Here is a 26,634-nt window from a genome sequence, read left to right as displayed (position 1 = left end):
TGTCGTACTGTGCACGCATGATCCGTCGACCGCATGGCCTGCTGAGCGCGGCGGTGACCGTGTCGCTGCTCGCCGGGTGCACCACGGCATCGTCGCCAGGGCAGCAGTTCGGCCAGCGGATCGCCCCATCCGCGGCATCGTCATCGCCGTCGTCGCCGTCATCGTCGGCCGCTGCCGGCGCGTGCCGGTGGTCGCCGGTCGCCGCCGGCAACCAACCGGCCATCAAGGACGTCGGCACACCGCCGGCCACGGTCCCCGGCGGCACCAAGGCGACCATGACGCTGACCACCAACCTCGGCGTGGTCGAGATCGCGATGGAGGCCAAGGCCGCCCCGTGCGCGGTGGCCAGCTTCGCCTACCTGGCCGGCAAGAAGTTCTTCGACGGCACCGCCTGCCACCGCCTCACGACGGCCGGGCTGTTCGTCCTGCAGTGCGGCGACCCGTCCGGCACGAGCACCGGCGGCCCCGCGTACCAGTTCGCGGAGGAGAACCTCGGCACCCAGCCCGGCTACCGCCGCGGCTCGGTGGCCCTGGCCCGCACCCAGGAGCCGGGGACGAGCGGCAGCCAGTTCTTCATCAACTACGACGACAACCCGATGCTCCCCGCGGACTACACCCGCTTCGGCACCGTCACCAAGGGCATGGACGTCATCGACAAGGTCGCCGACGGCGGCGTCAAACCCGGCGGCAGCAGCCCGGACGACGGCGCCCCGAAGGTCGGCATCGTCCTGCGACAGGTGACCGTCGTCTACGGCTGACTTGCGCGGCTGCGGCACAATGCGAGGCGGATCGGGACGAGGAGGTCGCTCGGTGAGTGCACAGGATTACGTGTCCGCGATCGTGTTCGGTGCGGTCATCGGTGTCGTCGCGCGGATCGTGCTGCCGGGCCGGCAGCCGATCGGCCTGATCCTCACCGTGCTGATCGGGATGGGTGCCGCCGTCGCCGGCACGTGGGCCGCCGACCGGTGGGACATCAGCAGCGACAAGGTCCTGGTCGTGGCCGGTCACCGGTACGACTGGCTGGTCATCGGCGTGCAGGTCGCCATCGCCGTGGTCGGTGTCGCCATCGCCGCGCTGCTGGCCCGCGCGTTCTCCTCGGATGATGACTGAACGTCCGCGAGTCGTGGATCACGTTCGGAGGCGGAGCCGGCCCGGGCCGTGACAGAGTCGGTGCCGATGCATCCGCGTACCGAACTCGTCGCCACGTTCGCCCTGGCGGCTCTGGCCTTCATCGTCGTCACCGGCGAGACCACCCCGATCGGGCTGATCAGCGACATCGCCTCTGGTGTCGGTAGCACCGAGAGCCGGGTCGGGCTGACGGTCAGCTGGTATGCCCTGGTCGCCGGCGGCACCGCGGTCCCGCTGACGCGGTGGACGGCCCGGTTCGACCGCCGCTGGGTCCTGGCCGCGAGCACGGCGGCGTTCAGCGTCGGGCACGTCGCGACCGCCGCCGCCGGCAACCTCACGGTCCTCGCCGCCGGTCGCGGGCTCGCCGCGGTCGGGCACGGGCTGTTCTTCGCGCTCGCCGCACCCACCGCCCAGCGCCTCGCCCGGCCGTCGACGCGGGGGCGCGCGGCCGGGCGGGTGATGGTCGGCGGCTCGGCGGCGCTCGTCGTCGGCACCCCGCTCGCCACCGGCCTGGGCCAGCTCGCCGGATGGCGGGCCGCCCTGCTCGCCATCGCCGCGGTGTCGCTGCTGCTCGCCGTGGCCGTGCTCTTCCTGGTGCCCTCCGTCGCGGACGAGCCCGGCACCCCCGCGGACCATCCCCGCCTCCCCGAGGTGCTGCGGCTGCCCGGCCTCGTCCCCGTCCTCGGCGTGCTGCTCGCCACGGTGGTCGGGCACTTCGCCCTGTTCACCTACGTGGCCCCGTTCGCGGCCGAACGATTCGGTTTGCACGGCACCACCTTGACCGTGCTGCTGCTCGTGTACGGCGTCTGCGCGGTCATCGGCAGCAACCTCGGCGGGCGGCTCAGCGACACCCGCCCGATCACCGGCACCCGCGCGGCCTCGGTGGTCTTCGTGGTGGCGCTCGCCGGCGTCTGGTCGGCGGGTCTGGCGGCGGCCCCGTACGCCGGCGTGCCGATGCTGCTCGTGTGGGGCGGCACCTTCTCCGTCCTCGTGGTGGCGACCTCCCTGGCGGTCCTGCGGCGCGCCCCGGGCCGCGCCGCCGAACCGGCCAACGCCGTGTACGGCATCGTCTTCCAGATCGGCATCGTCTCCGGCTCGGCCGTCGGCTCATGGTGCTACGCGGCCGGCTCGGTGACGGCGATCCCACTCGTGGCCATGGCCGCCGGCGCGGTCGCCGTGGGCCTCGTCGCGACGTCGGGCCAAGCCTTCCGCGCCGCCGACCCCGGCTGAGCCGCGCTGACAGCGGGTGGGCACCGGAAAGTCCCGGCGGTCGACCGGCGGCGCGGGTTTCCCGGTCCGGGTCTTCGGGCAGTGCTGCAACGGTGCCGTACTGTACCGCTGTCAAGGTCGCCGGCAGCGCGGGCGCGCTCGTGAGCGGTGCCTCGCCTCGCTACGGCCGGCCCTGATGCTCCGACCACGCCGCCCGGCGGCCGACCAACCAGCAGAGAGCACCGCGATGCCGACTGAGCGTTCCGTCCTGCAGGTCCTGCTCGTCGAGGACGACCCCGCCGACGTGGCACTGATGGAGAGCGTCTTCGAGGATCACAGCATCCGCAGCGAGCTGCACCACGTGGCCGACGGCGGGGAAGCCCTGGCGTTCCTGCACCGGGAGGAGCCCTACACCGACGCACCCCGGCCCGATCTGATCCTGCTGGACCTGAACATGCCGCGCGTCGACGGCCGCCAGGCGCTCACGCTCATCAAGCAGGAGGACAAGCTCAAGTCGATCCCGGTCATCGTGTTCACCACGTCGTCGACGGAGAGCGACATCGCGGCCAGCTACTCCCGCAACGCCAACGCGTTCGTCACCAAGCCGATCGACCTCGACCAGTTCGAGCGCGTCGTCGCCGAGATCCGCAACTTCTACGGCCACACCGTCACCCTGCCCAGTCGCGTCTCCGACGTCAGCCGCCTCGACGCTGACGACGAGTAGTCCGGCCCGGCGATCCGGCCCGCGTTGGGCGACCAGGCGACCGAACGTTGTCATCACGCCGGTTGTCCCATCTCGATGGTGGTTGGACGCGCCTCGGCGTTACCGGACCGGTGCAGCAGTACGGCAGCCAGACCGCAGAGGACGGCGCCGAGGCAGTACGGCAGTCCCGGCCGCAGGTCGAAGGCGACACCGGCCGCGAGCGGTCCGAGCGCCCGGGCCGCCGCGGCGGCTGCCTGCCCGATGCCGAGCATCCCGCCCAGTGCCCGGCCGCCAGCCTCAGCAATGAGCGCGGCCGCAGCCGTGCCGAGCAGGCCCTGTCCGGCGGCGACGACGGCCAGGGCGGGATAGCCCAGCCAGGCCGGGGCGAACGGCAGCACCGCCAGGCTCGCACCGAGCAGCACCGCGCCTGCCACTGCGACCCGCCGGTTGCCGAACCGGTTCGCCGCCCTTCCCGCCACGCCGCCCTGCACGACCGCCATCACCACGCCGACGCCGGTGAAGACCAGGCCGAGCCCCACCGGGCCGAGCCCGTACCGGCGTGCACCGAGCAGCGCATACGTCGCCTCCATAGCGGCGAAGGCGCACATGGAGACGAAGACCGCAGCGACGACCGGCCGCAGTGTGGGAAGCCGCATCGCGTGCGCCAGGACGGTGTGAGCGCCAGGCGCTCGCCGCGGCGGCACCGCGTCGCCCGGAGCCGGCCGGCGGGGCAGGAGGACCGCGCCGGCGAGCAGGTTGGTCAGCGCGATGGCGGCGGCGACCAGGCTCACCCCGGTGAAGCCAAGCCCGGCCAGTGCCGCGCCGAGCGCTGGGCCGATCACGAAGCCCATGCCGATCGAGGCGCCGACCATCCCGAGCGCCCGGGTGCGTTCTTCCGGAGGGCTCAGGTCCACCGCGTATGCCTGGCCGACAGCGATCGCGCCGCCGCACAGCCCGGCCACCACCCGGGCGGCAAGCAGCATGAGCAGCGAATCGGCGAAACCGACCAAGGCGAGTGAGACCGCCGAACCGGCAAGGCTGGCCAGCAGCAGCGGCCGGCGGCCGTAGCGGTCCGACATCGCACCGAGCACCGGAGCCATCACGAACTGGGCGAGCGCATAGGCGGTCAGTACCGCACCGACCCACGCTCCGGAGCCACCGAGCTGCTCGATCCGAAACGGCAGCAACGGCAGGATCACACCGAAGCCCAGCATGTCCACGAACAACGCCAGATACACGACCAGCAAAGCCTTGCGTTGCATCCGAGCTCCAACGATCGCCGACGCCCGCGGCCCAGTTACCGACACGGCGTTGGTATATTAGCGACACGATGTCGGCAACATCAGGGGTCCGCGGTGTCGACGACGTAGCGGCACCTGCCGGGCGATCAGTCGCCGTCGCGCCCGTCCCGGCTGACGGTGCTGAACGTGCCGGTCCATGAGGCCTTCGCCCCGGAGTCGCCGATGCGGTACGTGTCGAAGACGGCCCAGCCGGCGATGACGACGGCCAGCACGACGACCGCCCTGGTGATCGGGGCCGACAGCGGCGCCAGGTAGGTGCGCCGGGTCGCCGGCGACGTCGTCTCCCGTTGCCGCCACCAGATGACCAGGGCCAGGACGGCCACTGGGAGGGCGGCCCAGATGGCAGTGTCGCCGAGCTCGGTGTGCCGGTCCAGCAGCGCGGTCTCGCCGACCCGGTGCTCCAGCCACTCGCCGGCGCTCGTCGTGACGGGAACAAGGGCGACGACGAGCGCGGACAGGATCGCGTTCGGGCCGGCGAAACGGCGGCGGGCCGCGGGCCAGACGGCGGTCAGCACGAGCAGCAGGGCGGCGAGTGGAAGCAGCACCACAATGGCGTGTACGAGCAGGATGTGTGCCGGCAGTCCGTTGACCGTGCCCATGGGGATTCCTTCCGAAAACGATGGCCGCGGTGACAGGAGTTCGGTGTCATGCCCCACGGCTCACGACCCGGCAGATGCTATGAAGCGAATCTTCGAACTTTCCCATCTCCGGCGGAGAAGCTGGACCGGTGGCCGAGCATGAGAGGAGTACGGAGCGGGCATGAGCGCTGCGAGGGTGCTGGTGGTCGAGGACGACCGTGAACTCGGCCCGCTGCTGCTGCGCCTGCTCCGCAGCGCCGGGTACGAGCCCGAACTCGCACCGGACGGCCAGGCCGGCCTGCATCTGGCGCTCACCCGCCAGTACGACGCGATGATCCTGGATCGGGGGCTCCCGGCCATCGAGGGCCTCGACCTGCTCGGCCGGCTGCGCAGGACCGGCGTGACCGTTCCGGCGCTGGTGCTGACCGCCCTCGGGACCGTGCCGGACCGGGTGACCGGACTCGACGCCGGCGCCGAGGACTACGTCGTCAAGCCCTTCGAGGTCGACGAGCTCCTCGCTCGCGTCCGGGTGCTGCTGCGCGGGCACTCCCGGTCGGGGCAGCAGCTGATGGTCGGGGATGCGACGTTCGACCTGATCACGAGGACGGTGACCGCTCCGGAAGGGTCCGTCGTGGCGCTGTCCGGCCGCGAGAGTGACCTGCTGCGGCTGCTGGCCCAGCACCCGGCGCGGGCGTTCACCCGGGAGGAGATCGTGCAGCGGGTGTTTCCCGAGGCCGCCACCGTCGCGCTGGTCGACACCTATGTGCACTACCTGCGGCGCAAGCTCGGGACGGCCGCGGTGGCCACCGTCCGGGGTGTGGGCTATCGGCTCGGGCGCGGATGAAGCGCCGGACCCCCGCCGGCACGGATCCGGACCAGGTCCTGCTGTCGCGGGCACGTCGCGTCATCGCCGTGCAGACCGCGGTCGCCATCACGGTGAGCCTGCTGGTCCTCGGCGGGCTGGCCTTCGCCGTGGTGACCCACAGCCAGAACGCCGCCTCCATGGCGCTGCTGCGGCAGACCGCCGCGCACGCGGAGGATGTGAACGATCCTCCACCAGACGGGTGGATCTTCGTTCAGGAGTCCGGCGGTGGTATCAGGGCCACCACGGGCGCACCCACGCAACTGCCTGACCAGGGTGCGCTCCAGCGTGTCCGCGCCAGCGGAGTGAGCGAGATCAGCACCATCGCCGGCAGCGAGGGCGGCTACCTGACCCTGACGCTGCCGCGGGGAACCCAAACCGTGCAGGTGGTCCTGAGCCGGCACGAGCAGCACGAAGAGCGGGAGCGACTGCTCGGCGCCCTCGTGATCGGCGAGCTTGCCGGCCTGCTCATCGCGCTGCTGTCCGCGGCGTTGCTCGCCCGCCGCGCCACGGCACCCCTGGCGGACGCCCTCGCCCGGCAACGGCGGTTCGTCGCCGACGCGAGCCACGAACTGCGCACCCCGCTGACCCAGCTGCACACCCGGGCGCAACTGCTCCAGATGGACCTGCGCGCCGGCGCGGACGTCACGGACGTCACCACCGACGTCGACCAGCTCGTCACCGGCACCCGGCACCTCGGTGAGGTGGTCGAGGACCTGCTGCTGTCCACCCAGCTCAGCCGCCGCGACGACGCCCGCGCTCCGGTCGACCTCGAGGCGGTCGCCGCGGACGTCATCGCCTGCCACGCCGATCGCGCCCGGGGACAGGACGTCGAGCTGGCCCTGCTGCCCGGCACCGGGGCACCCTCGACGGTCCCCGGCCACGAAGCCGCCCTGCGGCGCGTGCTCACCGCCCTGGTCGACAACGCCCTCAGCCACACCAGGCAAGGCGGCCACGTGAGCCTCGAACTCGGCGCCAATGGCGCGTTCGTCACCGTCGTCGTCCGGGACGACGGCACCGGCTTCGACCCGGCCGACGCCGAGCGGCTGTTCGCCAGGTTCGCGCGGGGTCATGGCGATCACCGCCGCTTCGGGCTCGGCCTCGCCCTCGCCCGAGAGGTCGTCACCGGACACGGCGGAACCATCGAGGCGTCGGGCCGCCTGGGCGAAGGCGCCGCCTTCACCATCCATCTCCCCGCAACGGCGGAGTAGTACATCGCATCAACCGTCCCCGCACCCGCGGCACCCGCATCGCACGGCGTCAGCGCCTGCGGAGCCATGACAGCAAGCGGACCGTCGGGGGCTTGGCTTCGCAGGCGCACCGCTGGGACTGGGGTACGCCGGCGAGGACGGTGTCGACGTGGTTGCCGCATCCGGTGTAGGTGGCCTTGCCGCAGGTCTTGCAGGTGGCGCGTTGACACATGACAGCTCCTGATGCTGTGAGAACTGGCCGCACAGGCTACTAGGGTCCTCCTCAGCCGCTCCGGTACGTGGCGCAGGGTGCGGTGGGGGTCCGGGGCCGCCGGTCCTCGACGCTGAGGCCGGCCGCCCCGGGCCGTCAGTTGTGCACGTGGGTGCCGTCGTCGGTGGCGGGTACGGCGGCTGCTGCCGGGGCGGCGGCGTGCTGGTGGTCCATGCCGGACGGCATGTTCCCGTTCTCGTCCAGCACGTGCAGCATCGTCGACATGCCGGCGTCGGAGTGGAACTGCATGTGGCAGTGCAGCATCCAGTGCCCCGGTCCGACCGAGTCGCCGGCGACGAAGCTGACCCCGAACGTCTGGGCCGGGCCGAGCACCTTGGTGTCGATGATCGGCACGGAGTCGGCGAGCGGCTGCCCGTTGCTCACCACCCCGGTCCGGGTGTCCGCCCAGGAGTGCCCGTGCAGGTGGAAGGTGTGCATGTCGTTGCCGGCGCCGACCACCACCAGTTCCACCCGCTCCCCCTTGCGGGCGACCAGGCAGGTCGGGCCGGGCTGCGGGTTCACCTCCGCGCAGGTGTCGGTGGCCGCGCCGCGACGCAGGTTGATGCTCTGCTGGTTGCCGAAGACCACCGTGTAGGTCCGGTCCGGTTTCGGGTCGCCGGGGCGGCGGACCACCAGGCCGCCGAAGAGGCCGGCGGCGAGTCCCTGGGTGCCGTGCGGGCCACCCACCACGTGGTCGTGATACCACCAGTACCCGGCGGTGCCCTGCGCCCCGGTCTTGGTGTTGCGGGGCTGGGCGTACCAGGTGTAGGTGCGGGTGCCGCCCGGCGGGACGTACGACCCGCTCTGCACCGTGCCGTCGGACTCCTGGGTGTACTTGACCCCGTGGACGTGCAGGGAGACGCCGAGCGGGTGGCTCGGGTTGGTGCGCAGCGCCGCCAGGGTCGCCTCGGGCACCTGGTTGTGCAGGGTGATGGCGAGGCACTCCCCCTCCATCATCTCCATCAACGGGCCCGGGTAGGACGCCGTCTCCGGGGTGAGGCCGTAGCCGATCCGGGTCTGCGTGCCGTCCTTGGGCAGCTCCACCGCGTACAGCTGGACGCTGCGGTCAGGCTGGGCGCAGCCGTCCGGACGCTCGGCGAACATCCCGGTCTGGGCGGCGGCCAATCCACCGGCGCCGACCAGGCCGACCAGCATGACCGCCGCGACGACCAGGTACCGTCCGACGGCACGCGGACGCTCGGGGGCGGGCTGCGGCTCCGCCGGCTCGTCCTCGACCAGGCGCCACGCCCTCATCGGGCACCTCGCAGCAGGGTACGGCGATCGATCCTGTTCCTTGCCATGGTGCATTCCCTTCGTTCAACAGCAGATGCCGCCCAGGCCGCAGGCGGTCAGCGGGGCGATCCGTTCCGGAGGCTGATGCCGTCGTTCTCCGGGCAGGCGTGTCCGCCCGGCCGGTGCGGCGCGGGACGAATACGGCGCACGGGGGTGCGTCAGGCAGGGGAACGGGGCGACGCGGGTGCGGCACGCCCGGAGGGAAAGCGCGCAGCGAGTGGGGTGCTGTGGTGGTGCTGCGATGACGTCGCGCCGGAGTGCCGCCGGGATCCCGCGATGCGGGGCGGCACTCGCCCGTCAATGCATAGCCGTCACGGTATCGGTCGCCTGTACCAAAAGAAATAGCCGCGCCGTCGAAAGTTCGTTCTACTTAGACCAAACTTTTGCCCACGCAAGCAAAAGCCCTCCACTTGGGTAGCAGTGAAGGGCAGTGCATCTACATCAATAGCGAGGGGCGGGTGGCCGGTGTTACCGCGCCGACGGTCGTCGCCGGGCGCCTTCGTGCAGAACCTCCGCCTATGAATGGGAACCGCTGACAGCCCGGTCCAGGGCCCGGTCGAGAACCACGAGCAGCGCGTCGCGCACCGACAGGCGCTCGCGGGCGTCGAACTCGATCACCGGCACGTGGTCGGCGACGGCGAGTGCCCACCGGACGCTCTCCAGGTCGTTGGCGAGCACGCCGTCGAAGGCGTTGACCGCCACCACGAACGGCAGCCCCGACTGCTCGAAGTAGTCCACGGCCGGGTAGCAGTCGTCGAGGCGGGAGCTGTCCACGACGACGAGCGCGCCGAGGGCGCCACGGACGAGATCGTCCCACATGAACCCGAAGCGTGCCTGGCCGGGCGTGCCGAACAGGTACAGCTTGAGCGTGCGGTCGATCGTCACGCAGCCGAAGTCCATAGCGACGGTGGTGGTCACCTTGTTGACGCGGTGCCCGGGGTTGTCGATGCCGACCCCCGCGGAGGTCATCTCGGCCTCGGTGGTCAGGGGAGGAATCTCGGAGATCGCGGCGACCGTCGTGGTCTTGCCCACGCCGAAGCCACCGGAGACAACGATCTTTACTGGTATGGGTGCTGCGTCAGGAGATCGCACGGAGTCCATGGATTACTCGCAAGATGACGTCGGGACTGTGGACGGGGTCGACCTCGAGCTGGTGGATGTCCAAGAATCCGGCGGCGCACAGGTCGCCGACGAGGATCTTGGTCACGCCGAGATGCAGGTGAGCCTGAGCGGAGATCTCGGCGACCGACACCGGGGACACGCAGGTGGCGAGGATCGCCTGGAGCTCGGTCGGCATGGACCGCGCGGCGTCCGGTGGCGCCCCCGGCCGGATCGTCACCTGCGTCTCCAGGTTCACCGCCGGGTCGTCGCCCTGCACCCGCCCGGCCGTCAGGACATAGGGCCTCGGGTTGTCCGGTGCGCGGTGCGCAGGACGGTTCCACGCTGCCGTCGGAGCCGGTGAGACCGGCGCGACCGGTGAACGCAGATACGGCCGGATGCCGGGCGGCTCCTGCCCGGGCGGCACGGTCACCGCTGGACCGCGTTCTTCAACTCGGCGATGAGCTGCGGGGTGAGCGCCGCGCCGGCCCGGCTGGCGAAGAGCGTCATCTCGTAGGCCACCGTGCTCAGGTTGGCCGCGCGGGTCGCGATGACACCGAGGACCGACCCGGCGCTGATGGCGGTGATCAACAGGTAGCCGTCGACCAGGTCGACGATGACCCGGTTGAGCCCGCCGAGGTTGTACGAGGCGGAAGCGCCGCTGGCGAGGCTGGTCATCCCGGAGACGATGGCGGCCAGGCGCTCCGCGTTGGCCCGTTCCTTCGAGGCCGACGCAGCCATCAGCAGGCCGTCCGCGGACACCGCGATGGCCTCCACCACGCCGGCGGTGCCGGACGTGAACGAGTCGAGCAGCCAGTTGAAGGTCTGCACCTCCGTGCTCATCGGTGCGGCGTTGAACGGCCCACCAGAGGATTGGCGGGGCGTGCTGTCCTGGATGAACGGACTCGTCATTGTGATGATCCTTCTGATCTGACCTCGCGCAGTGCGCGCAGGACGCCGGATTCGAACTGCTCGACAAGGTTCAATGCACTGTCGGGATCGTGGGACGGCTGGCTCTCCACCAGGTGGAGCCCCGGTCTCGGGATGGCACCGGGGTCCCGCAACGTGGCACCCGGCACCCGTCTGCTCAGGTTCCGATCGGCGGTGGCCGGCCGCACCGGCGGCGACTGGAGCTGCGGCGTTGGCGGGAGCGGTGGCGTCTGGTCGATCGGGGGTGCTGTGACGTCGTGCTGCGCCCGGCGTACACCATCCTCGAACGCCTCGACGAGTGCCTGCGCGCTGCTCGGATCGGGAGGAGCCGCCACGGACTGCGCCGCGTTCCTGGCAGCCTGACTGTCGGCAGGCAGCTGCGCCCCCGGCACCCGCCGGCGCAACGCTTGCCCCTGCCGCGATGGTTGCCCCTGCTGCGCAGGGATCTCAGCGGTGGCGGCGGCATCCGGCGGTGCCACGACAGCGGCGATGGCCGGCGGCGACGCAACGGCGGCGATGGCCGGCGGCGGCGCGGCGGCGGCCAGCGCGTGCGGCGCGGCGAACGCGTTCCACGGCTGTCCGCCGTCGATCGAGTGGGTGGCCCGGGTGAATGCGCCGATGTCGATGACCGAAGCGATCGTCTCCCGCGGTCGCGGGACCGGCGCGGCCGAGCCGTCCAGTAGCTCCCGCCCGACGACGACGGTCGCGGTGACGCCACCGCCGGGCGTTTCGGTCAACGACACTTGCAGCCCGTGCCGACGGGCCAGCCGGCCCACCACGAACAGGCCGAGCACCTCCGTCGGGGCGAGGTCGATGCGCTCGCGGCGCTCCAGCCGGGCGTTCTCGACCGTGAGCCGCTCGGCCGGCATGCCGATGCCGTGATCGACGATCGACACCCGCACGTCGGTCGCGCTCTCGCCGGTGGTGACGGCGACCCGGGTGTGCGGCGGCGAGTTGGAGGTCGCGTTCTCCATCAGCTCGGCCAGCATCAGGACCAGGTCGCTGATGACCGCGGGCGCCAGCATGATCGTGCCGGTGAGCTGCACGTCGACGCGGTCGTACTCCTCGATCTCGCCGAGCGCCAGGCGGACCGCGTCGGCCAGTGCCAGCGGCGCCAGGTGCGGGTTGGTGCCGGTACCGCCGGACAGGACGACCAGGCTGCTGGCGTTGCGGCGCAGGCGGCTGGCGACGTGGTCCAGCCGGTACAGCTGCCGCAGCCGGTCGGGCTCCGTCTCGTCGCGCTCCAGCTGGTCGATGAGGCCGAGCTGCCGGCCGACGAGGTTCTGCGTGCGGCGGCCGACGTGACCGAACATCTGCGCGACGTTGCGGCGGCTGGCCACCTGCCGCTCGACCAGCTGCGCCGCGGTCTGCTGCACGCGCTCGAAGGTCCGGGCCAGGTCGCCGATCTCGTCCCGGCCGCCGACGGTGATCCGCTCCAGGCGCACCGGCTCGGGCGCGGCGGACTCGTCGTCCGCGACCCGGACCAGCTCGTCCTCGGTGACCTGCGCGACGCGGGCGGCGGAGGCGGTCAGCAGGGTCAGCGGCCGCGCGACCGTGCGCGCGATCGCCGTGCTCAGCAGGATGACGAGCAGCAGCAGGGCGAGCATGCCGGCGCTGAAACCATACGCAATGGTGGTCTGCCGCTGCTCCTGGTCGGCCATCGTGGCGGTGACGTCGGTGACGATCCGCTTCTCCACGAAGCGGCCGAGCGCGATGTAGGCCTCCAGCGACGGGAACAGCGTGGCGACCCGCAGGTCGGCGATCGCCCTGGCCGGGTCGGCCTCGACGTTCTCCACGAAGCCACCGCCGACGCGGGAGGCGAACGCGGCCGTGACCAGACCGTACAGATCCACCTGTTCGGGGGTCCCGGAGGCGGTGAACCGGTCCAGGTTCGGCTGCACGGCGGCGGCGTTGGCGAGGTACCTGGCGAGGTCACGCTGGGCGCGGGTGGCGACCATGACGGTGATCAGTGCGGCGCCGGCGCTGTTGCCCTCATCGACCCGCAGCAGCGCGTCCAGCGCCAGGAGCTGCCGGCCCTCGACGGTGGTCGCGTCGGCCGCGTCCATCAGCCGCAGCGCGTCGATCAGCCGGCCGATGACCGCGGTGAACTGGGTCAGCACCCCCTCGACGTCGGCGCTGCCGGCCACCAGCGAGGCACGCAGCCCGGCGAGCGACTTCACGTCGTCGATCGCTTCCGCCACCTCCGGTGACAGGTTGCCGGCGTAGTCGAGCTTGAGGTTGGTGACCCGGTCGGTGACCGCCGCCGTCTGCAGCAGCAGCCGCGAACGGCCGACCACCTGGACGAGGTGTCCAACCGCCATCAGCCGTTCCTGCTGCAGGTCCTGGACGAGCGCGCCGACGTCACCGGCGACCCGGGCGGTCCGCGCGGTGTCCGCCGCCCGGCCGGCCTGCCCGACCCGGTCGACCACGACGACGACCGTGAGCAGCACGATCGCGACCAGCGGGGCGATGAGGAGGACCGCGAGCTTGCCGCGGATGCGAAGCCTAGCGAGCACCGGTCGGCTCCCGGCGCCAGGCGGGGACCACGTCCTCGGCCGGTTGGGGGGCCGGTGGGACGGGTGGGTTCGCGACCGGTCGACGGCGGGGCCGGACGAGCCGCACGGTCAGCGGGACCAGCGCCAGCAGCACCGCCACCGCCAGGGTGACCGCCGCCGTCTGTCGCTGCCGGTCCAGGTCCTCGATCCGGGCGCCGATCAGCAGGTCGAGCTCGTCCAGAATCGTCGCCGCCAGCTCAGACGCGGACGTCTGGACCTCGTTGCGGACGTCCCGCAGCGCCGCGGTGTTCACCGCGGTCCGGCCGTCGACCGGCACCGTCGTCGCGGTCAGCGTCTCCATGCCGCGCCGGAACCGGTCCAGCCGGCTCAGCAGGTTGCCACTGAGGGTCCGGCTGCTGGTGCCGTCGACCGCGGCCTGCAGGCCGGCGGCGAGGTTGTTGGCCGGGTAGGTCACCGCGTCACGGGCGTTGAGCAGGTTGGCGGCCGTGCCCGCCGGGTCGTTGCGGGGCCGCCCGGCGGCGATGACCGCCAGATCCATGAACCGGCCGGCGGCCACCACGGCCTCGGGCAGCTGCTGCGCCGCGCCTTCCTGCAGGTAGGACGCGTCGATGTCCTGCTCGCGGGTCAGCTGCGAGTTGTCGCGGACCTCCTTGTACAGCGCAAGGAGCAGGTCGGTCGCCTCACCGAAGGTGCTGAACGCCGCGGCGGGGTCGATGACGCCCAGCGCCGCCAGCGCCTCGATCTTGGCGCGCAGCCCGGACCATCGCTCGTGGGTGCGCAGGTCCCCGCCGAGCCGGGCGTCGACCGAAGCGGTGGCCTCGACCACGCGGGTGACCGTGTCCCGCGGGAACGGGCGCCCCGAGACCGCGGCGGACTGCGCATCCGTCAGGGCGATCGTGAGCTGACCGAGGCTGCGGAGGTACTGGATGCCGTTGCGTTCCGACTGGGCGAACCTGGTCCGCTCCCCGACCGAGCCCCAGACCTGGTCGAACAGGAGCGTGGTCGGCGCCATCAGGGCGAATGCCAGCAGGCAGTGCAAAAGGACGGCGATCAATGAACGGGATCGCGTCGCGTGTTGTGCCATCGTCGGGGCCTCCGGCTACGTGCCAAGGTGGCGGCCACACGCTGTGACGAGCCGTCGCGGTGCGTTCTGTTGACGGCCCGGCCGTGCGCCGGTCGCAGAGGGTAGACCAAAGTCCCCTTGTCGCCGGGCGATTGAACCGCACAATTTCTCGGTAAAGCGTTCCAAATTCGGACTGTGCGGCAGCACTCACGAATAGCGACCGAAAATTGTCCGTTCCCGTACCGCTCTGCGGCCCGGAATACGATTTACGCCTAGTGCGGGTAATGTCGTGGCATCGGGTGAATCTTCTGGTGAGTTCGGATTCTCCCGCAAAGGCCGCCCCTCATCGACGCAGCGTTTCATCGAAACATCAACAATAAGGAATTATTGTAGTGCCAACCCGATGGGCAGCGGTCCGGTGCGGCCCGACACGTCCTCGCGGCGGAGAAGAGGGAGCTACCGTCGAGCGGTGGCCTTGGCTGTCTGCTTGCTCTTCGACGGTCGCGCCGAGCGTGCCCTGACGAAGCTGTGGGACGGGCTCGAGGCGCAGGGCGTCGCGACACTTCGCTCGCACACCCACGGGATGCATCATCCCCATCTGTCGTACGTCGTCCTGCTGCGGTGGGATCTCGACGCCGTCCGCGACACCGTGGCGGGGCTCCCGGACCGAGGCGGCTTCGAGGTCACCTTCGACGCGCTGGGCGCCTTCCGGCGGGGCCGGATCTGCCTCGTTCCCGCCGTGCCGGCGGACCTCATCGCGCGGCAACAGGGCGTCGTCGAGGCGGCCCGCGCCACGGGTGCGCTGGTACACGCACACTACGAGATCGACGCGTGGCTGCCGCACTGCTCGATCGCCCCGCGCGCCCGATCCGAGCAGTTGCCCATCGTCGCCACCACCGTCTACGGCATCCTCCCTCTCACCGCCCGGATCACCCGCGCTGCGCTCATCGACAGCGCGACCGGGCAGCTGTGGCCGCTGCCGAACGTGCCCTGACCGCCCGGCGGATCGTACGATTGCCTGGGTAGCCGGGTGCGTCAGCTGGTCACCGTCACTGCGGGCGCGACGGCTGGCCTTGAACGACGCCGAGCCGTGAGGACGGCGATGAGCCGGCTGGCTGCGACCATGAGGCGCACTGGTGCGTGGTCGATCTGCCCGGCACGGCGGGTGGCGGGTTGGAGGCTGTGATGGCTGAACGGCCGGCAGCGGGGCATCGGAGCGTTCCGCACACCGCGGACGTGCGGATCGAGGCGTGGGCGCCGTCGCGGGAACGCTGTGTGGTGGAGGCGGTCGCGGCAACGGTGGGCAACTTCGCCGAGGTGTCCGGCGTTTTGCCGACCGCGTCCGTTCGGTTCCGGGCCGGACCCGGCCCGGACGCCGACCTGCTGGTCGCGGTGCTCGACGAGGTGGTCTATCTGATCGACACCGCTGGCCGGCTTCCGGTCGCGGCGCAGGTGGAGGCCGGTGACGGCAGTCTGGACGTGCGGTTGGCGATGGTCGACGCCGACCGGGTGGAGTTGGTGGGCGCGGTACCGAAGGGGGTCTCGCTGCACGAATTGTGGTTCGGCCGCGAAGGGGCCGGCTGGTCGTGCTCGGTGACCATCGACGTGTGAGCGCAACGAAGCGGGTCAGCCTCGGCGCCTCTACGGCCGGACCGCAGGAGAAGTCGCCGCGCACGGCGATGTTGTCGCCCGCCAGCTGCCGTAACAGGTCCTGGCACACACCGACCGGCCGGTCGTCTCACCCCTTGACCACGCCGATCGGCACCAGCCGCGCGACCCGCACGCACAGCCCGGCGCCCTGCGCGGCGTCCACGACGGTGTCGACGTCCTTGTACGCCTCCGGTGTCTCCTCGGCCAGGCCGCGCCACGACGCCCCGCGCACCATGATGCCCTCGGCCTCCAGCCGCTCGCGCAGCTCCTTGCCGTGCACCGTCTTGGCTGCCCGATGGCGGCTGAGCGCACGGCCGGCGCCGTGGCAGGTCGAGGCGAACGCCGGCGCACCCGGCCGGCCGGTGAGCACATAGGACGCGGTGCCCATGGTGCCGGGGATGAGCACCGGTTGCCCGGCGCCGCGCAGGTCGGCCGGCAGGTCCGGATGGCCAGGTGGCAGCGCCCGGGTGGCACCCTTCCGGTGCACGCACAGCCGCCGCGGCAGCCCGGCCACCTCGTGTGTCTCGATCTTGGCGAGGTTGTGCGAGATGTCGTACACCAACGCCAGCTCCCGACCGGTGACCCTGCCGAACACGCGTCGGGCCGCCACGGCGAGCAACTGCCGGTTGGCGCGGGCGTAGTTGGCCGCCGCGGCCATCGCCCCGAGATACGCCTGGCCCTCCGGCGACGAGACCGGCGCGCACGCCAGCTGCCGGTCCGGGACGCTGATACCGAACCTGTGCATGGCGCGTTCTATGACGCGCACGTGGTCGGTGCAGATCTGGTGTCCGAGCCCGCGGGACCCGCAGTGGATCATGACGCACACCTGGCCGGCCCGCAGCCCGAACGCCTCGGCCGCCGGCTCGTCGTAGACCCGGTCGACGACCTGGACCTCCAGGAAGTGGTTTCCCGACCCGAGGCTGCCCACCTGGCCCAGCCCGCGCTGCACCGCCCGCTCGCTGGCCTGCCCGGGGTCGGCGTCGGCCACCGCGCCGCCGTCCTCGCAGCGGTCGAGGTCGCGCTGCACCCCGTGGCCCTGCTGCACCGCGTACCGGGCGCCGCCGGCCAGCACCTCCCGCAGCTGCCGGGCATCGCGCAGCGCCCACACGGCGCCGCGGTTCATGCCGCGGGGAGTCGCCGCGCCGAGGCCGTCCATCAGCGCCCGCAACGCCGGCTCCGCGAGATCCTGGCGGTCGAGGTCGGCGGCGAGCAGCCGCACGCCGCAGGAGATGTCGAACCCGACACCGCCGGGGGAGACCACCCCGCCGGTGGCGACGTCAGTGGCGGCGACCCCGCCGATCGGGAACCCGTACCCCCAGTGCACGTCGGGCATGGCATACGACGCGCCCACCACCCCGGGCAGTGTCGCGACGTTGGCCACCTGCTCCAGGGACTTGTCCCCAGCGGGGTCGGGCAGCAGCGCCCGCGAGGCGAACACCACGCCGGGCACCCGCATCTCGCCGTCCCGGTCGATGCGGAACCGGTAGTCGGACTCCTGCACCAGTTTCACGCTCACCCCCTTGGCCCGCGTGTGCGGCAGACCTCCGTTGTCGCTCAGATGCCGTCGATCGGAATGCTGAACAGTAGTGCTGTGCCGCTGCCGACCGGGCTTACGACCTCCATCTGGCCGCCGAGTGCCTCGGTGCGGTCCTGCAGGCCGATCAGTCCGGACCCGTTGCCGGTGTCGACTCCCCCGATGCCGTTGTCCCGGATCGAGAGCTCAAGGAGTCCGTCACAGGCTTCGGCGTCGACACAGACCACGGTCGCCTGGGCGTGTTTGGCGGCGTTCGCGAGTGCTTCGGACACGATGAAGTACGCAGTGACCTCGGCCCGTTCGGGCAACCGCCGGTCGATGCCCAGCGTGAGCTCCACCGGAATCGCGCTGCGGCGGGCAAGCGTCTTGAGCGCCGGGCCCAGCCCACCCTCGGACAGGATCGCCGGATGGATGCCCCGGGAGATCTCCCGCAGGTCCTCGCAGACACCGGTCAGGCCATTCGCGGCGAGTGCCACTTCCTCCCTGATCGTGTCCAAGCCGGGCGGCATTGCGGCTTCCACAGAGCGCAGTCGGAGGCCGAGCGAGATGAGACGTTGCTGTGCGCCGTCGTGCAGGTCACGCTCGAGTCGGCGGCGAGCGTCGTCCGCGGCGGCGACGACGCGGGCGCGGGAGGCGGTGAGCTGTGTACGGCTGTCGGCGTTGGCGATCGCAGTCGCGACCAGCTCGGTGAAGTCGACCAGGCGTGCCTCGGCGGCAGCCGGTATCGGCGTGGGCGACGTGGTCGAGGCGAGGGCCGCGCCCCAGAGACGACCTCCGACCACGACCGGAACGCCGACCCCCGAACGGATGCCGAGCTCACGCAAGGTCGCTGCGGTGGGACCTACGGCCTTGTCATAGCTCACCCGGGCCGAGCGACCGGTGCGCTTGACGATCCCGGACACGCAGTCTCCCTCAAGCTGGATGGACGTTCCGGCCGGCATCTGGGCGATGTCGGCCTCGTTGCGGCCCGAGACGAGGGTGCCCGTGCCGTCCGGCTCGTAGCGGACGAGACCGGTGTTCTGGGGGCCGCAGATCCGGCACAGCTCCCTCGTCACCGCACCGAAGACCTCGATCGGTGCGGCTCCATGCGCGACCAGGGTGGCCACCCGCCGCATCGCGGCCTGTTCCTCCATCAGCCTGGTGGCCTCTTCACGACTCGCTTTCAGCGAGTTGGTGATCGCCTCACGGCCGAACTCCGCGAACAGGAGCGATTCCAGCGATGGCACCACCCGTTTCCGCAGGCGCTCCAGCGTCGGTTCAGGGAGGTCCGCCGGGACCAGCAGGGTGCCCAGACACGTCGCGCGGTCGTACAACGGCAACGCGGCCCGCCGCTCGTCCCCGGGAACCGCCCCGAGCTCGATGGCCGCGGACCGTAGCGCGAACACCTCCGCGATCCGTTGTGACGCCGGACCAAGGACCGAGCGCAGATCGCCAGCGCGCAACATCCGGTGGGCCAGCTCGGCGGCGAGGTCGGCCTCCTGCTGTCGCTGCGATGCCTCGGCGGCGCGGGACCGGGCCAGGTCTGCAAGGAAGCTGGTCAACAGCCCGGCCGCGATGAAGACCACAATGCTCTGCATGTCCCGGCGCGCGTTGAGGTGCAACGTCCAGTAGGGCGGAACGTGGAAATAGTTGTAGGCGAGGGCGCTGACCACCGCGGTCACCACGCCGAGTCCGGCGCCCCACAAGGTTGAGACGACCATGACGCCGCAGAGGTAGACCACGCTTCTGGCGCCCTCTGCGACACCTGCCTTGAGGGGAAACAACAGGGCGGTCTCCGCCGCGATGAGTATCACGGCAGCCATCAGCCCGAGCGCGAGCGGTGGCGGCTTCGGACGTAGCAACAATGCCATCAGGCGCGCCCGTATCAACGACGCCCCTCCACCTTGCGACAACACACGGCGGCTGCGTCTGGCCTTTGACCGCGGCAACGAACCGGGCATCTCTGGTTGAATGTCGTGACGTAACCTCGCGTCACCGCTCCAATGTTAGCCCGGAAGCAGCGACTCGGTCCGTGACGGATACGGCTGCGCTGGGACCGCCTCGCGCTGCCGGCACCAGTTGGCCCAGGCCTACCTGGCCAGGACCAGCTCAGGTTGAGCCACCCGCATTAAGGAGCCGGCCTCTGATCGCCTCGACCGCCCGGCGGGTAGCGGTCGTCCAGCCAGCGCAGCATCCGCTGGCCGGGCAGAAACTGATGGTAGGTGCCATCCAGCAGGCCGACCGCCCGGGCCTCCTCCACATCGATCTTGCGGAGGACACGCGCGCTGTTCTCTGCGGCGCCGAACTCACCGCGGCGGGGCTTCGACGGCCAGTCAGGCCGATGGTAAATCTCCGGGTCGCGCGGAAATCGGTCGAGCAACCGCTCGTCGTTGCCGATGATCGGCCACCGTCCGGACTCGATCGAGTCGCCCAACTTGTACATCGGAAACGGCACGACCTTGTCGGTGGACGCCGGCACCCGTGGCACGGGAACGACCGTCTCGAAGAACCCGATCGCCAGACCGAACGCATTCTTGGCGACGATCACACCGATGCGATAACCACCCGCCGGAATCGGCGCAGCCACCACGTCGCCGAGCCGTGTGCGCTTGAGCCTGCGCGCTACCGAAACCTTGGCCCGGACCTCTGCCTCCGGCGCCACATCCGCGTATTCGATGCCCGATTCCCGCAAGGCGGAGGTCAGCCGCCGCCCGACCTCACCCGTGAAGCCGGGGCTCTCCGGGTCCAGGTCCGAGCCGATCACCGCCTCCAGCCCACTGGCCGCGGCCGCGAATGCGGCATCGTTCAGATCCCCGACGCGGGACACGCCGGCCGTCGCCTTGATGTTCGCGGTGAACCGCAGCCGCAACACGTCCACCTCGCCGATGCTGGCCAGCTCGAGGATCTCCATCACCTCCCTGACGGTCGGCGGCCTCCCGATCTCCTCGGCGAACTCCGCTGCCATCTCACGAAAATGCTCGGCCGATCCAAACATCAGCACTCCGACGGTTCAGCACGCGTCGTGCGTCGTCAACATGCAGGAACAGTACTCAGGCCGGCTTTCCTCGTTACCTGTCGTCGTCAGGCGAGGGTGGCGACCTGGTCGGTATGGCTGGACTGAGGACAAAAACGATGTTTAAACGCGCCACAGGTGGTCGAGGAGGTACGCGGTGTCGTGGACCTCGCCGAACCGTGGCAGGGTGACGGTGAGCGCGTGCTCGTGCTCGGCCGCGGTCAGCCCGCTCATCGCGTCGGCGGCGAAGACGACCTCGAAGCCGTGGTCGGCGGCGGCCCGGGCGGTCGACTCGACCCCCATGGTGGTGGCGATCCCCGCCATGACGACGGTGTCGATGCCGCGCTCGCGCAGCCGGTCGGCGAGGCCGGTGCCGTAGAAGGCGCCGATGGTGCGCTTCACGATGACGACGTCGCCGTCCTGCGGCTCCATCTCCGGCACGAAGCCGCTGCCCGGCGGCTGCTCCGTGACGTTCGGCCGCTCGACGCGGACCAGGACGACGGTGCCGCCCGCCTTGCGCGCCGCCGTGGCGAGGTCGGCGGACCGGGCCACGACGTCCGCGCCGCGGTGCGGGCCCAGGTCCCGCTCGACGACGCGCGGCATCAGGTCCACGACGATCAGGGCGGTGCTCGATGCGGCGGACGTCATGTCCGGAAGCCTATCCGGCGCCGGCGGACGGCGAAGCCGACCGTGGCACAGGGGTCAGTGGCGGAACGAGGCGGCGATGTCGCGCAGCTCGCCGGCCATGGTGGCGAGGCTCGCCGCGGAGCGCTGCGCCGAGGCGGCCTCCGTGGTCGTGGCGGAGGCGTTGGCGGCGACGGCGGTCATGGTGTGCGCGACAACGTGAGAGGACGACTGAATCGTCGTACCTTTCGGCAGCTCCCCCGCGGCGCGGCAAGGTTCTTGCCGCAGGTCACACGCGGGCTGCGGGAAGACGACCAAAGGCCGTCCCCGGGCGGCAGCGCCGGGGACGGCCTCGGGCCGGGCGGGTCAGCCGCGCAGGGCCGCCATCCCTGCGGCGCTGATCCTGGCGAACCTCAGCGACTGGCCGGGGTCGCCGTTACCGCCGGGGGCGTTGTCCTGCTCGTAGTTCGAGTTGTGGAAGCCCTTGGCGCCGATGTTGCTGTAGAACCCCTTGTAGTTGATGTCGCTACGGGGGTCGCCGAACGGGATCCACGAGTAGCCGTCACCCACGCCGGGGGCCTGGCCGGTGGCGTCGCCGTCCTTGGCGTGGAACAGCGGGTACCGCTTGGTCTGCTTGGCGACCTGGGCGGTCGGGTCGAAGATGTCCTCGACGCGCTTGCCCTCCCAGTCGTAGCGCCAGCGGTGCTGGTGCTGAGCGACGTGGGCCCAGTAGACGTCCATCTCGATGACGACGAGGTCGGGGTTGGTGACGTCGAGGTAGTGCTGCATGAGCCGCTTGCCCGACTCGCCGCGGACCTGGGTCGGCGCGATCGGCTCACCGGTGATGCGGTGCTGCGTGACGGTGACCAGCGGGCCGTCCTGCAGGAAGTTGTACGCCGGCGAGTGGTTGTGGGTGTACATCTGGATGCCCCACTGCCCCACGCTGATCTCGTTGAGCGCCGACCACTTCTCGCCCGCGAGGGTCCACGGCTCGATGTTGCGGTTGTTGGCGCTCGTCGGGTCGCTGCCCGTGCCCATGAACGGCATGCCGAGGATCGCCGCGAACTCCAGCTCGGCCTGCAGCCGGTTGTAGTCCTGGGCGGTCATCGCGCCGCCGGCGCTGCCCGGGCCGTTCCAGGTGTTCGGGACGAACCCGTGGTTGCCGATCGCCTCCAGGCCGAAGGCGTCGAGGAAGCCACGCAGGGTGCGGGCGTACGCGAGGTAGGCCGCCCGAGCCTCCGGGGTGGTGACACCGCCCGGCGCCGGGTTCGGCGCGGCGCCGCCCGGGTTCGAGGCGTGCTGGCCGTAGCCGGCGAACTCGATCTGCTTGAAGCCGGCCTTGGCCAGGAACTCGAACAGCTCGAGCCAGCCGCCCGGCAGCGGCACCAGCGGGCCGAGGTCGGTCGGGTCCTGGGGGAAGTTGCGGCCGCCCAGGTAGCCCATCGTCGGCGCCACACCCAGCGCGGCGCTCGCCGCGATGCCGAGCCGGGTCGGGACGTCACGCTGGCTGTACGTGATGGTGCCGAGCTTCCCGCCGGGGATGAGCCGGCCGTTGGCCGCGCTCGCCGCCGTGGCGGAGAAGACGGAGGCCGGGCCGAGCGGGCTGAACGCGGCAGCCGCAGTGAGGCCGGCGCCGGCCAGTAACCGGCGGCGGTTGATCTTTCCGGACATGTGTTGCTCCTTCTGCTGGTAGTGCGGGTGCTTCAGACCGGGGCAGGGTGCGGAGCACTGCGGGGGGTGGCGCACCCCGCCCCGGTGGGTGGTGGAGCTAGGGCGCGCTCACGCCCTGACCGCCGAACTCCACCCAGTTGAGGTTGAAGAAGTTGTTCGTCGGCCCGCCCGTGACGGGACGGAACACCAGGTAGATCCGGTGTGCGCCGCCCGGGTCAGTGATCGGGAAGGTCTGGCTGGCGAACGTGTTGGCGTTCGCGGTGGGCGCGATCGTGACCGTGGTCAGGACCGGTCCGGTGAGCGAGTCCAGGCGGACCTCGACGGATCCGGTACCGGCCGCGCCGCTGCCACCCGATGTGCGGAACGTCAGCGAGTTGATGTTCTTCAGGTCGACCGTGCCGTTGAGGGCGATCCAGTCACCGCTGCCGAGGCTGCCGCGTTGCAGGCCGCCGCCGGTGTCGGTGGTCGCCGCCGTGTTCGTGCCGGACTGGTCGACGGCGAACTCGAGCTCCTGCTTCTTCTGCCGGATGGTCGTCTGCGCGACCGTGGTCAGCGCCGGGATGCCGCCGGGACCGCCCTTGTCCGTGTACGAGACACTGATCACGCCGAACACGTTGCCGCCGTGCGAGACGTCCTCGTCGAACGTGGGCAGCGTCCCGGAACAGCCGTTCGCGGTCGACTCGGCGTGGCCGTGGCTGTCGTGCCCGAGCACGAACGTCACCTCGACCCGGGAGCAGTCGATCGCACCGTCCTGCGGGTCGGTGACCGTGACGTTGAACGGGATGTTGTCGCCGAAGGCGAACAGTCCGCCCTCGATCGGCACGTTGACCTTGACCGTCGGCGAGGTGTTGCCGACGGTGATCGTCGTGTTCGCCGAGGCCGTCTTGCCGCTCGAGTCCGTGACGGTCAGCCGGGCCGTGTACACCCCGTTGGTGGTGTAGGTGAACGACGGGTTGGGGTCGACGGAGTCGGTCGTGCCGTTGCCGTCGAAGTCCCAGGCGAACTTGATGGAGTCGGCCGGGTCCGGGTCGTTCGAGCCCTCGCTGGAGAACGCGACGGTCAGCGGCCCGACGCCGTCGGTCGGGCTGGCCGACAGCTTCGCGACCGGTGCCCGGGTGCCCTTCACGTAGCTGAACTTCACCAGCGCGGCGTCGGGGTTGATGTTGAAGAAGCCGTCACCGTAGGTCAGCAGGTAGAAGTTGCCGTCCTTGCCCCACATCATGTCCATGGGGTTGTCGCACAGGAACGGGCGGGCCGGCGTCGCGGGACCCTGGCCGCAGCTGAGCAGATCGTTGATCTTGAAGACCTGCCCGGACGAGTCCAGGCGGATCTCCCGCAGATAGTCGCGGGTGAACTCGCCGAAGAAGATGGACTGGTCGTAGTACGCCGGGAACTTCGTCGGGTTGGGGTTGTTCGCGTCGTAGTCGTACTTGGCCGCGCCGTGCGGGCCGACGCCGCCGGTGCCGAGCTCCGGGAACAGCTGCGGGCACTTCCCGGGCGGGGACTGCATGTAGTACGCCGCGCAGGGCGTGCCGAGCGGGTTGGCCGCGTTGTTGTCCTGGAACGAGTACCACATGTCAGGCGTCGCGATCGGCGGCGCGTACGTCAGGCCGGTGTTCCACCGGGACGTGTTGGCCGGGCCGCGCTCCGGGTTGTTGCACTCGAACGCCTGGGCCGGGGTGTCCAGCGGCGTCGAGGTGTTGAAGTTCCACCGGTAGTACGGCAGGGACGGCGAGTAGCACAGCGGCCAGCCGTAGTTGGCCGGCTTCCGCACGATCTCCATCCGGCCGGTGCCCGCGGGACCGCGGTTCACCTGCGGCGTCGAGGAGTCGGGCGAGTAGTCGGTGACGTAGGCGACGCCGTTCTTGTCCACGGTGATGCGGAACGGGTTGCGGAAGCCCATGGCGTAGATCTCGGGCCGGGTCTTGCCGCCGCCCTCCTCGTTGCCGGTGAACAGGTTGCCGGTCGGGATGGTGTACGAGCCGTCACCCTGGACCTTGATGCGCAGGACCTTGCCACGCAGGTCGTTGGTGTTCATCGCCGAGCGACGGGCGTCGACGTACGGGGCGTTGTACTGCCCGGTCGTGGTGAGCATGTCGTTGAACGGCGCGAAGCCACCGGAGTTGCCGCCACCCGCAGGGGTGTCGTCGCCGGTCACCATCCACAGGTTGTTGTCCTTGTCGAAGGTGATGTCACCGGCCACGTGGCAGCAGGCCCCGCGGTCGACCGGCACCTTCATGATCTTCTGCTCGGACGCCACGTCGAGGGTCGGGGTCGGCCCGTCGACGAACTTGAACCGGGACAGCTGGAAGTAGCCCTTCCACGGGTCCCAGACGCTGGGGTCCGCGCCGGTGGTCGGCGAGTTCGCGGTCGGCGTCGTCTGCGGGTACGGCGCCTCCTGGGTCAGCGGCGAGTAGTACACGTAGACCCAGTGGTTGTTGGCGAAGTCGTTGTCGATCGCCGGGCCGTACATGCCGTCCTCGCTGGCCATGTACACGGGGATCTGCGCCAGCAGGTGGGTGGTGTTGGTCGCCGGGTCGTGCAGGCGGACGCCGCCACGGCGGTCGGTCTGCACGACGCGGCCGTCGGGCAGCACGTCGAAGCCGATCGGCTCACTGACGTTCGGCGGCGCGGCGATGTAGTCCATCTGGTAGTTCGCCAGCACGGTCGCGCCACAGTCGCCGTCGGTCTGGCCGGCCGCCCACTGGATCGCGCCACCGAGGTGGGCCCGCAGGTCGGGCGTGGCGAAGCTCGCCGGCGTGTCACCCAGACCCGTGTAGAACGAGCGGCCGCCCTGGTAGTCCTTGCACCAGGTGATCGGGTGGTCGTACCCCATCGTGCCGCCGGTGTAGGTGTTCTCATCGACGGTCGCCAGCACGTGCGAGAAGCCCCGCACGTTCGACGTGAAGTTGTACCACTGATCCGTGCGGTCCCAGCGCTCGGGCAGGTTCGCCGACGCCGGGTGCACGCGGTCCGCCACCTTGACGGTGGCCTTCGTGACGCCCGACGAGCCGGCCGCCCTGGTGCCGAGGACATCGGTGAGGAACTGCCAGTCCGGCTCGGTCTCGATCGCCGAGTGGATGCCGACGAAGCCGCCGCCGTCACGGTAGTACGACTCGAACGCGGCCTGCTGCGTCGCGTCGAGCACGTCGCCGGCGGTGTTGAGGAAGACGACCACCCGGAACTGCTTGAGGTGAGGCTCGTCGAACTTCCTGGCGTCGTCGGTCTCCTCGACGGTGAACCGGAGCTGCTTGCCCAGCTCCTTGAGCGCGTTGACGCCGGCCGAGGTCGACGCGTGTTTCGCGCCGACCGACTTGGTGAATGCCAGAACCTTGTACTGGATGCCATTGCTGTTCGGTTGAGGCGCGGCGACCGCCGGGGCGGACGCCGACACCGTCCCGACCAACGTGGATGCGACGAGCGCTAGCAGGCCAGCGTACGCAGTGGTGACGCGACGGCCCGGAGCTCTGGTCATGGGACCTCCTCCGCAGGGTGCAGGGCGAACGGACCGTCGGAGGCCGCGGCGGGGTGGCGCCGCGAGCGGACGACGTCCGTTCGGGTGACGGGTGTGGTGGTGCAGCACGCCCGGAGGGAGGCGTACGGGGTGTGTGTCGAACCGCAGTGGTGTGACCGAGCTGCGCGTCAGTGCTCGCCGGGATCCCGCTCAGCGGGGCGAGCGACTGGCTCGGTCAACCTGTTGGCGACACCGTATAACTCGACTCTGTCAAAAAGAAAGAGCTAATCAAGCAAAAGTTCGGTTTGGATGGTCGTAACTTTTAATCGTGCTTACAAAAGTTCCTTTCGGCCACCAGCCTCCCGGAGGCACTCTTGGCGGTCTTGAGATTGCCCCTATTCGAAGGAGCGGAACGCGAGCGATTCGCGTTACACGTCGCTCCGGCGGGCCGTCGAATCGGCCGTGACATGCGGCGGATCGCCATATGGCAGCTGACGATCAGGCTTTCTGCACTGCCGCAGGCGCACCGAACACGGCGACACCTGCGAATGCGGCGTGAGGACAAAA

General features: G+C 70.7%; 23 protein-coding genes. 8 read left to right on the top strand and 15 right to left on the bottom strand.

The features are described 5' to 3' along the window. Positions 1 to 17: 17 nt before the first annotated feature. The 4 genes from ABD332_RS46620 (at position 18) to ABD332_RS46605 (ending at position 3,061) form a co-directional block, all read left to right on the top strand. Complete coding sequence (locus tag ABD332_RS46620) at positions 18 to 758, top strand: peptidylprolyl isomerase (protein WP_344511181.1); 741 nt, start codon at positions 18 to 20, stop codon at positions 756 to 758. Between the two features lie 52 nt (positions 759 to 810). Continuing rightward, complete coding sequence (locus ABD332_RS46615; RefSeq protein ID WP_344511179.1) at positions 811 to 1,110, top strand: GlsB/YeaQ/YmgE family stress response membrane protein; 300 nt, start codon at positions 811 to 813, stop codon at positions 1,108 to 1,110. 66 nt (positions 1,111 to 1,176) lie between these two features. Continuing rightward, on the top strand, positions 1,177 to 2,358 hold the full coding sequence (locus ABD332_RS46610; RefSeq protein ID WP_344511177.1) for an MFS transporter: 1,182 nt from the start codon (positions 1,177 to 1,179) through the stop codon (positions 2,356 to 2,358). Between the two features lie 226 nt (positions 2,359 to 2,584). Then, positions 2,585 to 3,061, top strand: coding sequence for a response regulator (locus ABD332_RS46605; RefSeq protein WP_344511175.1), 477 nt, complete (start codon positions 2,585 to 2,587; stop codon positions 3,059 to 3,061). 53 nt (positions 3,062 to 3,114) lie between these two features. On the opposite strand, the gene ABD332_RS46600 is transcribed toward ABD332_RS46605, so the two are convergent. Together ABD332_RS46600 and ABD332_RS46595 are read right to left on the bottom strand one after the other, a co-directional pair. Beyond that, a complete protein-coding gene (locus tag ABD332_RS46600; RefSeq protein ID WP_344511173.1) occupies positions 3,115 to 4,302 on the bottom strand; it encodes an MFS transporter in 1,188 nt (395 codons plus the stop codon). A gap of 125 nt (positions 4,303 to 4,427) precedes the next feature. Further along, complete coding sequence (locus ABD332_RS46595; protein WP_344511171.1) at positions 4,428 to 4,940, bottom strand: DUF2231 domain-containing protein; 513 nt, start codon at positions 4,938 to 4,940, stop codon at positions 4,428 to 4,430. A gap of 160 nt (positions 4,941 to 5,100) precedes the next feature. On the opposite strand from ABD332_RS46595, the gene ABD332_RS46590 reads away from it, so the two are divergent. Together ABD332_RS46590 and ABD332_RS46585 are read left to right on the top strand one after the other, a co-directional pair. Continuing rightward, the gene (locus tag ABD332_RS46590; protein ID WP_344511169.1) at positions 5,101 to 5,763 is read left to right on the top strand and encodes a response regulator transcription factor; all 663 of its coding nucleotides are present in this window, start codon (positions 5,101 to 5,103) and stop codon (positions 5,761 to 5,763) included. Next, complete coding sequence (locus ABD332_RS46585; protein WP_344511167.1) at positions 5,760 to 6,992, top strand: sensor histidine kinase; 1,233 nt, start codon at positions 5,760 to 5,762, stop codon at positions 6,990 to 6,992. Before ABD332_RS46590 ends, ABD332_RS46585 begins: the two co-directional genes overlap by 4 nt. Before the next feature lie 346 nt (positions 6,993 to 7,338). Here the strand turns inward: ABD332_RS46585 and ABD332_RS46580 are convergent, their stop codons facing one another. The 6 genes from ABD332_RS46580 to ABD332_RS46555 form a co-directional block, all read right to left on the bottom strand. Next, on the bottom strand, positions 7,339 to 8,496 hold the full coding sequence (locus ABD332_RS46580) for a multicopper oxidase domain-containing protein (protein WP_344511165.1): 1,158 nt from the start codon (positions 8,494 to 8,496) through the stop codon (positions 7,339 to 7,341). 555 nt (positions 8,497 to 9,051) lie between these two features. After that, positions 9,052 to 9,636, bottom strand: coding sequence for a GTP-binding protein (locus tag ABD332_RS46575; protein ID WP_344511163.1), 585 nt, complete (start codon positions 9,634 to 9,636; stop codon positions 9,052 to 9,054). Then, complete coding sequence (locus tag ABD332_RS46570) at positions 9,614 to 10,066, bottom strand: DUF742 domain-containing protein (RefSeq protein WP_344511161.1); 453 nt, start codon at positions 10,064 to 10,066, stop codon at positions 9,614 to 9,616. The genes ABD332_RS46575 and ABD332_RS46570 overlap by 23 nt, the downstream gene beginning before the upstream one ends. Beyond that, on the bottom strand, positions 10,063 to 10,545 hold the full coding sequence (locus tag ABD332_RS46565) for a roadblock/LC7 domain-containing protein (RefSeq protein WP_344511159.1): 483 nt from the start codon (positions 10,543 to 10,545) through the stop codon (positions 10,063 to 10,065). The genes ABD332_RS46570 and ABD332_RS46565 overlap by 4 nt, the downstream gene beginning before the upstream one ends. Next, the gene (locus ABD332_RS46560; protein WP_344511157.1) at positions 10,542 to 13,079 is read right to left on the bottom strand and encodes a sensor histidine kinase; all 2,538 of its coding nucleotides are present in this window, start codon (positions 13,077 to 13,079) and stop codon (positions 10,542 to 10,544) included. Before ABD332_RS46560 ends, ABD332_RS46565 begins: the two co-directional genes overlap by 4 nt. Further along, positions 13,069 to 14,091 carry a hypothetical protein gene (locus ABD332_RS46555; RefSeq protein ID WP_344511155.1) on the bottom strand — a complete coding sequence of 341 codons (1,023 nt, stop codon included), beginning with the start codon at positions 14,089 to 14,091 and terminating at the stop codon, positions 13,069 to 13,071. Before ABD332_RS46555 ends, ABD332_RS46560 begins: the two co-directional genes overlap by 11 nt. 520 nt (positions 14,092 to 14,611) lie before the next feature. Between ABD332_RS46555 and ABD332_RS46550 the strand changes: the two genes are divergently transcribed. Together ABD332_RS46550 and ABD332_RS46545 are read left to right on the top strand one after the other, a co-directional pair. Further along, positions 14,612 to 15,136, top strand: a complete 525-nt coding sequence (locus tag ABD332_RS46550; protein WP_344511153.1) for a 2'-5' RNA ligase family protein — start codon at positions 14,612 to 14,614, stop codon at positions 15,134 to 15,136. Between the two features lie 191 nt (positions 15,137 to 15,327). Beyond that, positions 15,328 to 15,753, top strand: a complete 426-nt coding sequence (locus ABD332_RS46545; RefSeq protein ID WP_344511363.1) for an archease — start codon at positions 15,328 to 15,330, stop codon at positions 15,751 to 15,753. A gap of 127 nt (positions 15,754 to 15,880) precedes the next feature. Here the strand turns inward: ABD332_RS46545 and ABD332_RS46540 are convergent, their stop codons facing one another. The 7 genes from ABD332_RS46540 to ABD332_RS46510 all read right to left on the bottom strand — a co-directional run bounded on the left by ABD332_RS46540 (position 15,881) and on the right by ABD332_RS46510 (position 26,088). After that, positions 15,881 to 17,302 carry an RtcB family protein gene (locus ABD332_RS46540; RefSeq protein ID WP_344511151.1) on the bottom strand — a complete coding sequence of 474 codons (1,422 nt, stop codon included), beginning with the start codon at positions 17,300 to 17,302 and terminating at the stop codon, positions 15,881 to 15,883. 44 nt (positions 17,303 to 17,346) lie between these two features. Continuing rightward, on the bottom strand, positions 17,347 to 19,176 hold the full coding sequence (locus tag ABD332_RS46535; RefSeq protein WP_344511149.1) for a DUF4118 domain-containing protein: 1,830 nt from the start codon (positions 19,174 to 19,176) through the stop codon (positions 17,347 to 17,349). A gap of 257 nt (positions 19,177 to 19,433) precedes the next feature. After that, the gene (locus tag ABD332_RS46530; RefSeq protein WP_344511147.1) at positions 19,434 to 20,270 is read right to left on the bottom strand and encodes a hypothetical protein; all 837 of its coding nucleotides are present in this window, start codon (positions 20,268 to 20,270) and stop codon (positions 19,434 to 19,436) included. Positions 20,271 to 20,441: 171 nt separating this feature from the next. Next, on the bottom strand, positions 20,442 to 20,966 hold the full coding sequence (locus tag ABD332_RS46525) for an isochorismatase family protein (RefSeq protein ID WP_344511145.1): 525 nt from the start codon (positions 20,964 to 20,966) through the stop codon (positions 20,442 to 20,444). A gap of 54 nt (positions 20,967 to 21,020) precedes the next feature. Next, positions 21,021 to 21,146, bottom strand: coding sequence for a hypothetical protein (locus tag ABD332_RS46520; RefSeq protein ID WP_344511143.1), 126 nt, complete (start codon positions 21,144 to 21,146; stop codon positions 21,021 to 21,023). Between the two features lie 162 nt (positions 21,147 to 21,308). Continuing rightward, positions 21,309 to 22,613, bottom strand: coding sequence for a sugar phosphate isomerase/epimerase family protein (locus ABD332_RS46515; RefSeq protein ID WP_344511141.1), 1,305 nt, complete (start codon positions 22,611 to 22,613; stop codon positions 21,309 to 21,311). A 97-nt stretch (positions 22,614 to 22,710) separates the two neighbouring features. Continuing rightward, positions 22,711 to 26,088 (bottom strand): ThuA domain-containing protein, encoded by a 3,378-nt coding sequence (locus tag ABD332_RS46510; RefSeq protein ID WP_344511139.1) that lies wholly within the window; start codon positions 26,086 to 26,088, stop codon positions 22,711 to 22,713. Between the last annotated feature and the right edge of the window lie 546 nt (positions 26,089 to 26,634).

It is taken from the genome of Dactylosporangium maewongense (genome assembly GCF_039531485.1).
GTDB lineage: Bacteria > Actinomycetota > Actinomycetes > Mycobacteriales > Micromonosporaceae > Dactylosporangium > Dactylosporangium maewongense.
The sequence above is the reverse complement of the archived record's forward strand: the minus strand, read 5'-3'. Positions and strand labels throughout refer to the sequence as shown.

What these genes read in the sequence shown, in the direction of transcription:
- ABD332_RS46610 (WP_344511177.1), top strand. Translation starts at nt 1,177, where the DNA reads ATGCATCCGCGTACCGAACTCGTCGCCACGTTCGCCCTGGCGGCTCTG.
- ABD332_RS46620 (WP_344511181.1), top strand. Translation starts at nt 18, where the DNA reads ATGATCCGTCGACCGCATGGCCTGCTGAGCGCGGCGGTGACCGTGTCG.
- ABD332_RS46565 (WP_344511159.1), bottom strand. Translation starts at nt 10,545, where the DNA reads ATGACGAGTCCGTTCATCCAGGACAGCACGCCCCGCCAATCCTCTGGT.
- ABD332_RS46555 (WP_344511155.1), bottom strand. Translation starts at nt 14,091, where the DNA reads ATGGCGCCGACCACGCTCCTGTTCGACCAGGTCTGGGGCTCGGTCGGG.
- ABD332_RS46510 (WP_344511139.1), bottom strand. Translation starts at nt 26,088, where the DNA reads ATGACCAGAGCTCCGGGCCGTCGCGTCACCACTGCGTACGCTGGCCTG.
- ABD332_RS46545 (WP_344511363.1), top strand. Translation starts at nt 15,328, where the DNA reads ATGGCTGAACGGCCGGCAGCGGGGCATCGGAGCGTTCCGCACACCGCG.
- ABD332_RS46575 (WP_344511163.1), bottom strand. Translation starts at nt 9,636, where the DNA reads ATGGACTCCGTGCGATCTCCTGACGCAGCACCCATACCAGTAAAGATC.
- ABD332_RS46515 (WP_344511141.1), bottom strand. Translation starts at nt 22,613, where the DNA reads ATGTCCGGAAAGATCAACCGCCGCCGGTTACTGGCCGGCGCCGGCCTC.
- ABD332_RS46580 (WP_344511165.1), bottom strand. Translation starts at nt 8,496, where the DNA reads ATGAGGGCGTGGCGCCTGGTCGAGGACGAGCCGGCGGAGCCGCAGCCC.
- ABD332_RS46530 (WP_344511147.1), bottom strand. Translation starts at nt 20,270, where the DNA reads ATGGCAGCGGAGTTCGCCGAGGAGATCGGGAGGCCGCCGACCGTCAGG.
- ABD332_RS46520 (WP_344511143.1), bottom strand. Translation starts at nt 21,146, where the DNA reads ATGACCGCCGTCGCCGCCAACGCCTCCGCCACGACCACGGAGGCCGCC.
- ABD332_RS46585 (WP_344511167.1), top strand. Translation starts at nt 5,760, where the DNA reads ATGAAGCGCCGGACCCCCGCCGGCACGGATCCGGACCAGGTCCTGCTG.
- ABD332_RS46525 (WP_344511145.1), bottom strand. Translation starts at nt 20,966, where the DNA reads ATGACGTCCGCCGCATCGAGCACCGCCCTGATCGTCGTGGACCTGATG.
- ABD332_RS46600 (WP_344511173.1), bottom strand. Translation starts at nt 4,302, where the DNA reads ATGCAACGCAAGGCTTTGCTGGTCGTGTATCTGGCGTTGTTCGTGGAC.
- ABD332_RS46535 (WP_344511149.1), bottom strand. Translation starts at nt 19,176, where the DNA reads ATGGCATTGTTGCTACGTCCGAAGCCGCCACCGCTCGCGCTCGGGCTG.
- ABD332_RS46605 (WP_344511175.1), top strand. Translation starts at nt 2,585, where the DNA reads ATGCCGACTGAGCGTTCCGTCCTGCAGGTCCTGCTCGTCGAGGACGAC.
- ABD332_RS46595 (WP_344511171.1), bottom strand. Translation starts at nt 4,940, where the DNA reads ATGGGCACGGTCAACGGACTGCCGGCACACATCCTGCTCGTACACGCC.
- ABD332_RS46590 (WP_344511169.1), top strand. Translation starts at nt 5,101, where the DNA reads ATGAGCGCTGCGAGGGTGCTGGTGGTCGAGGACGACCGTGAACTCGGC.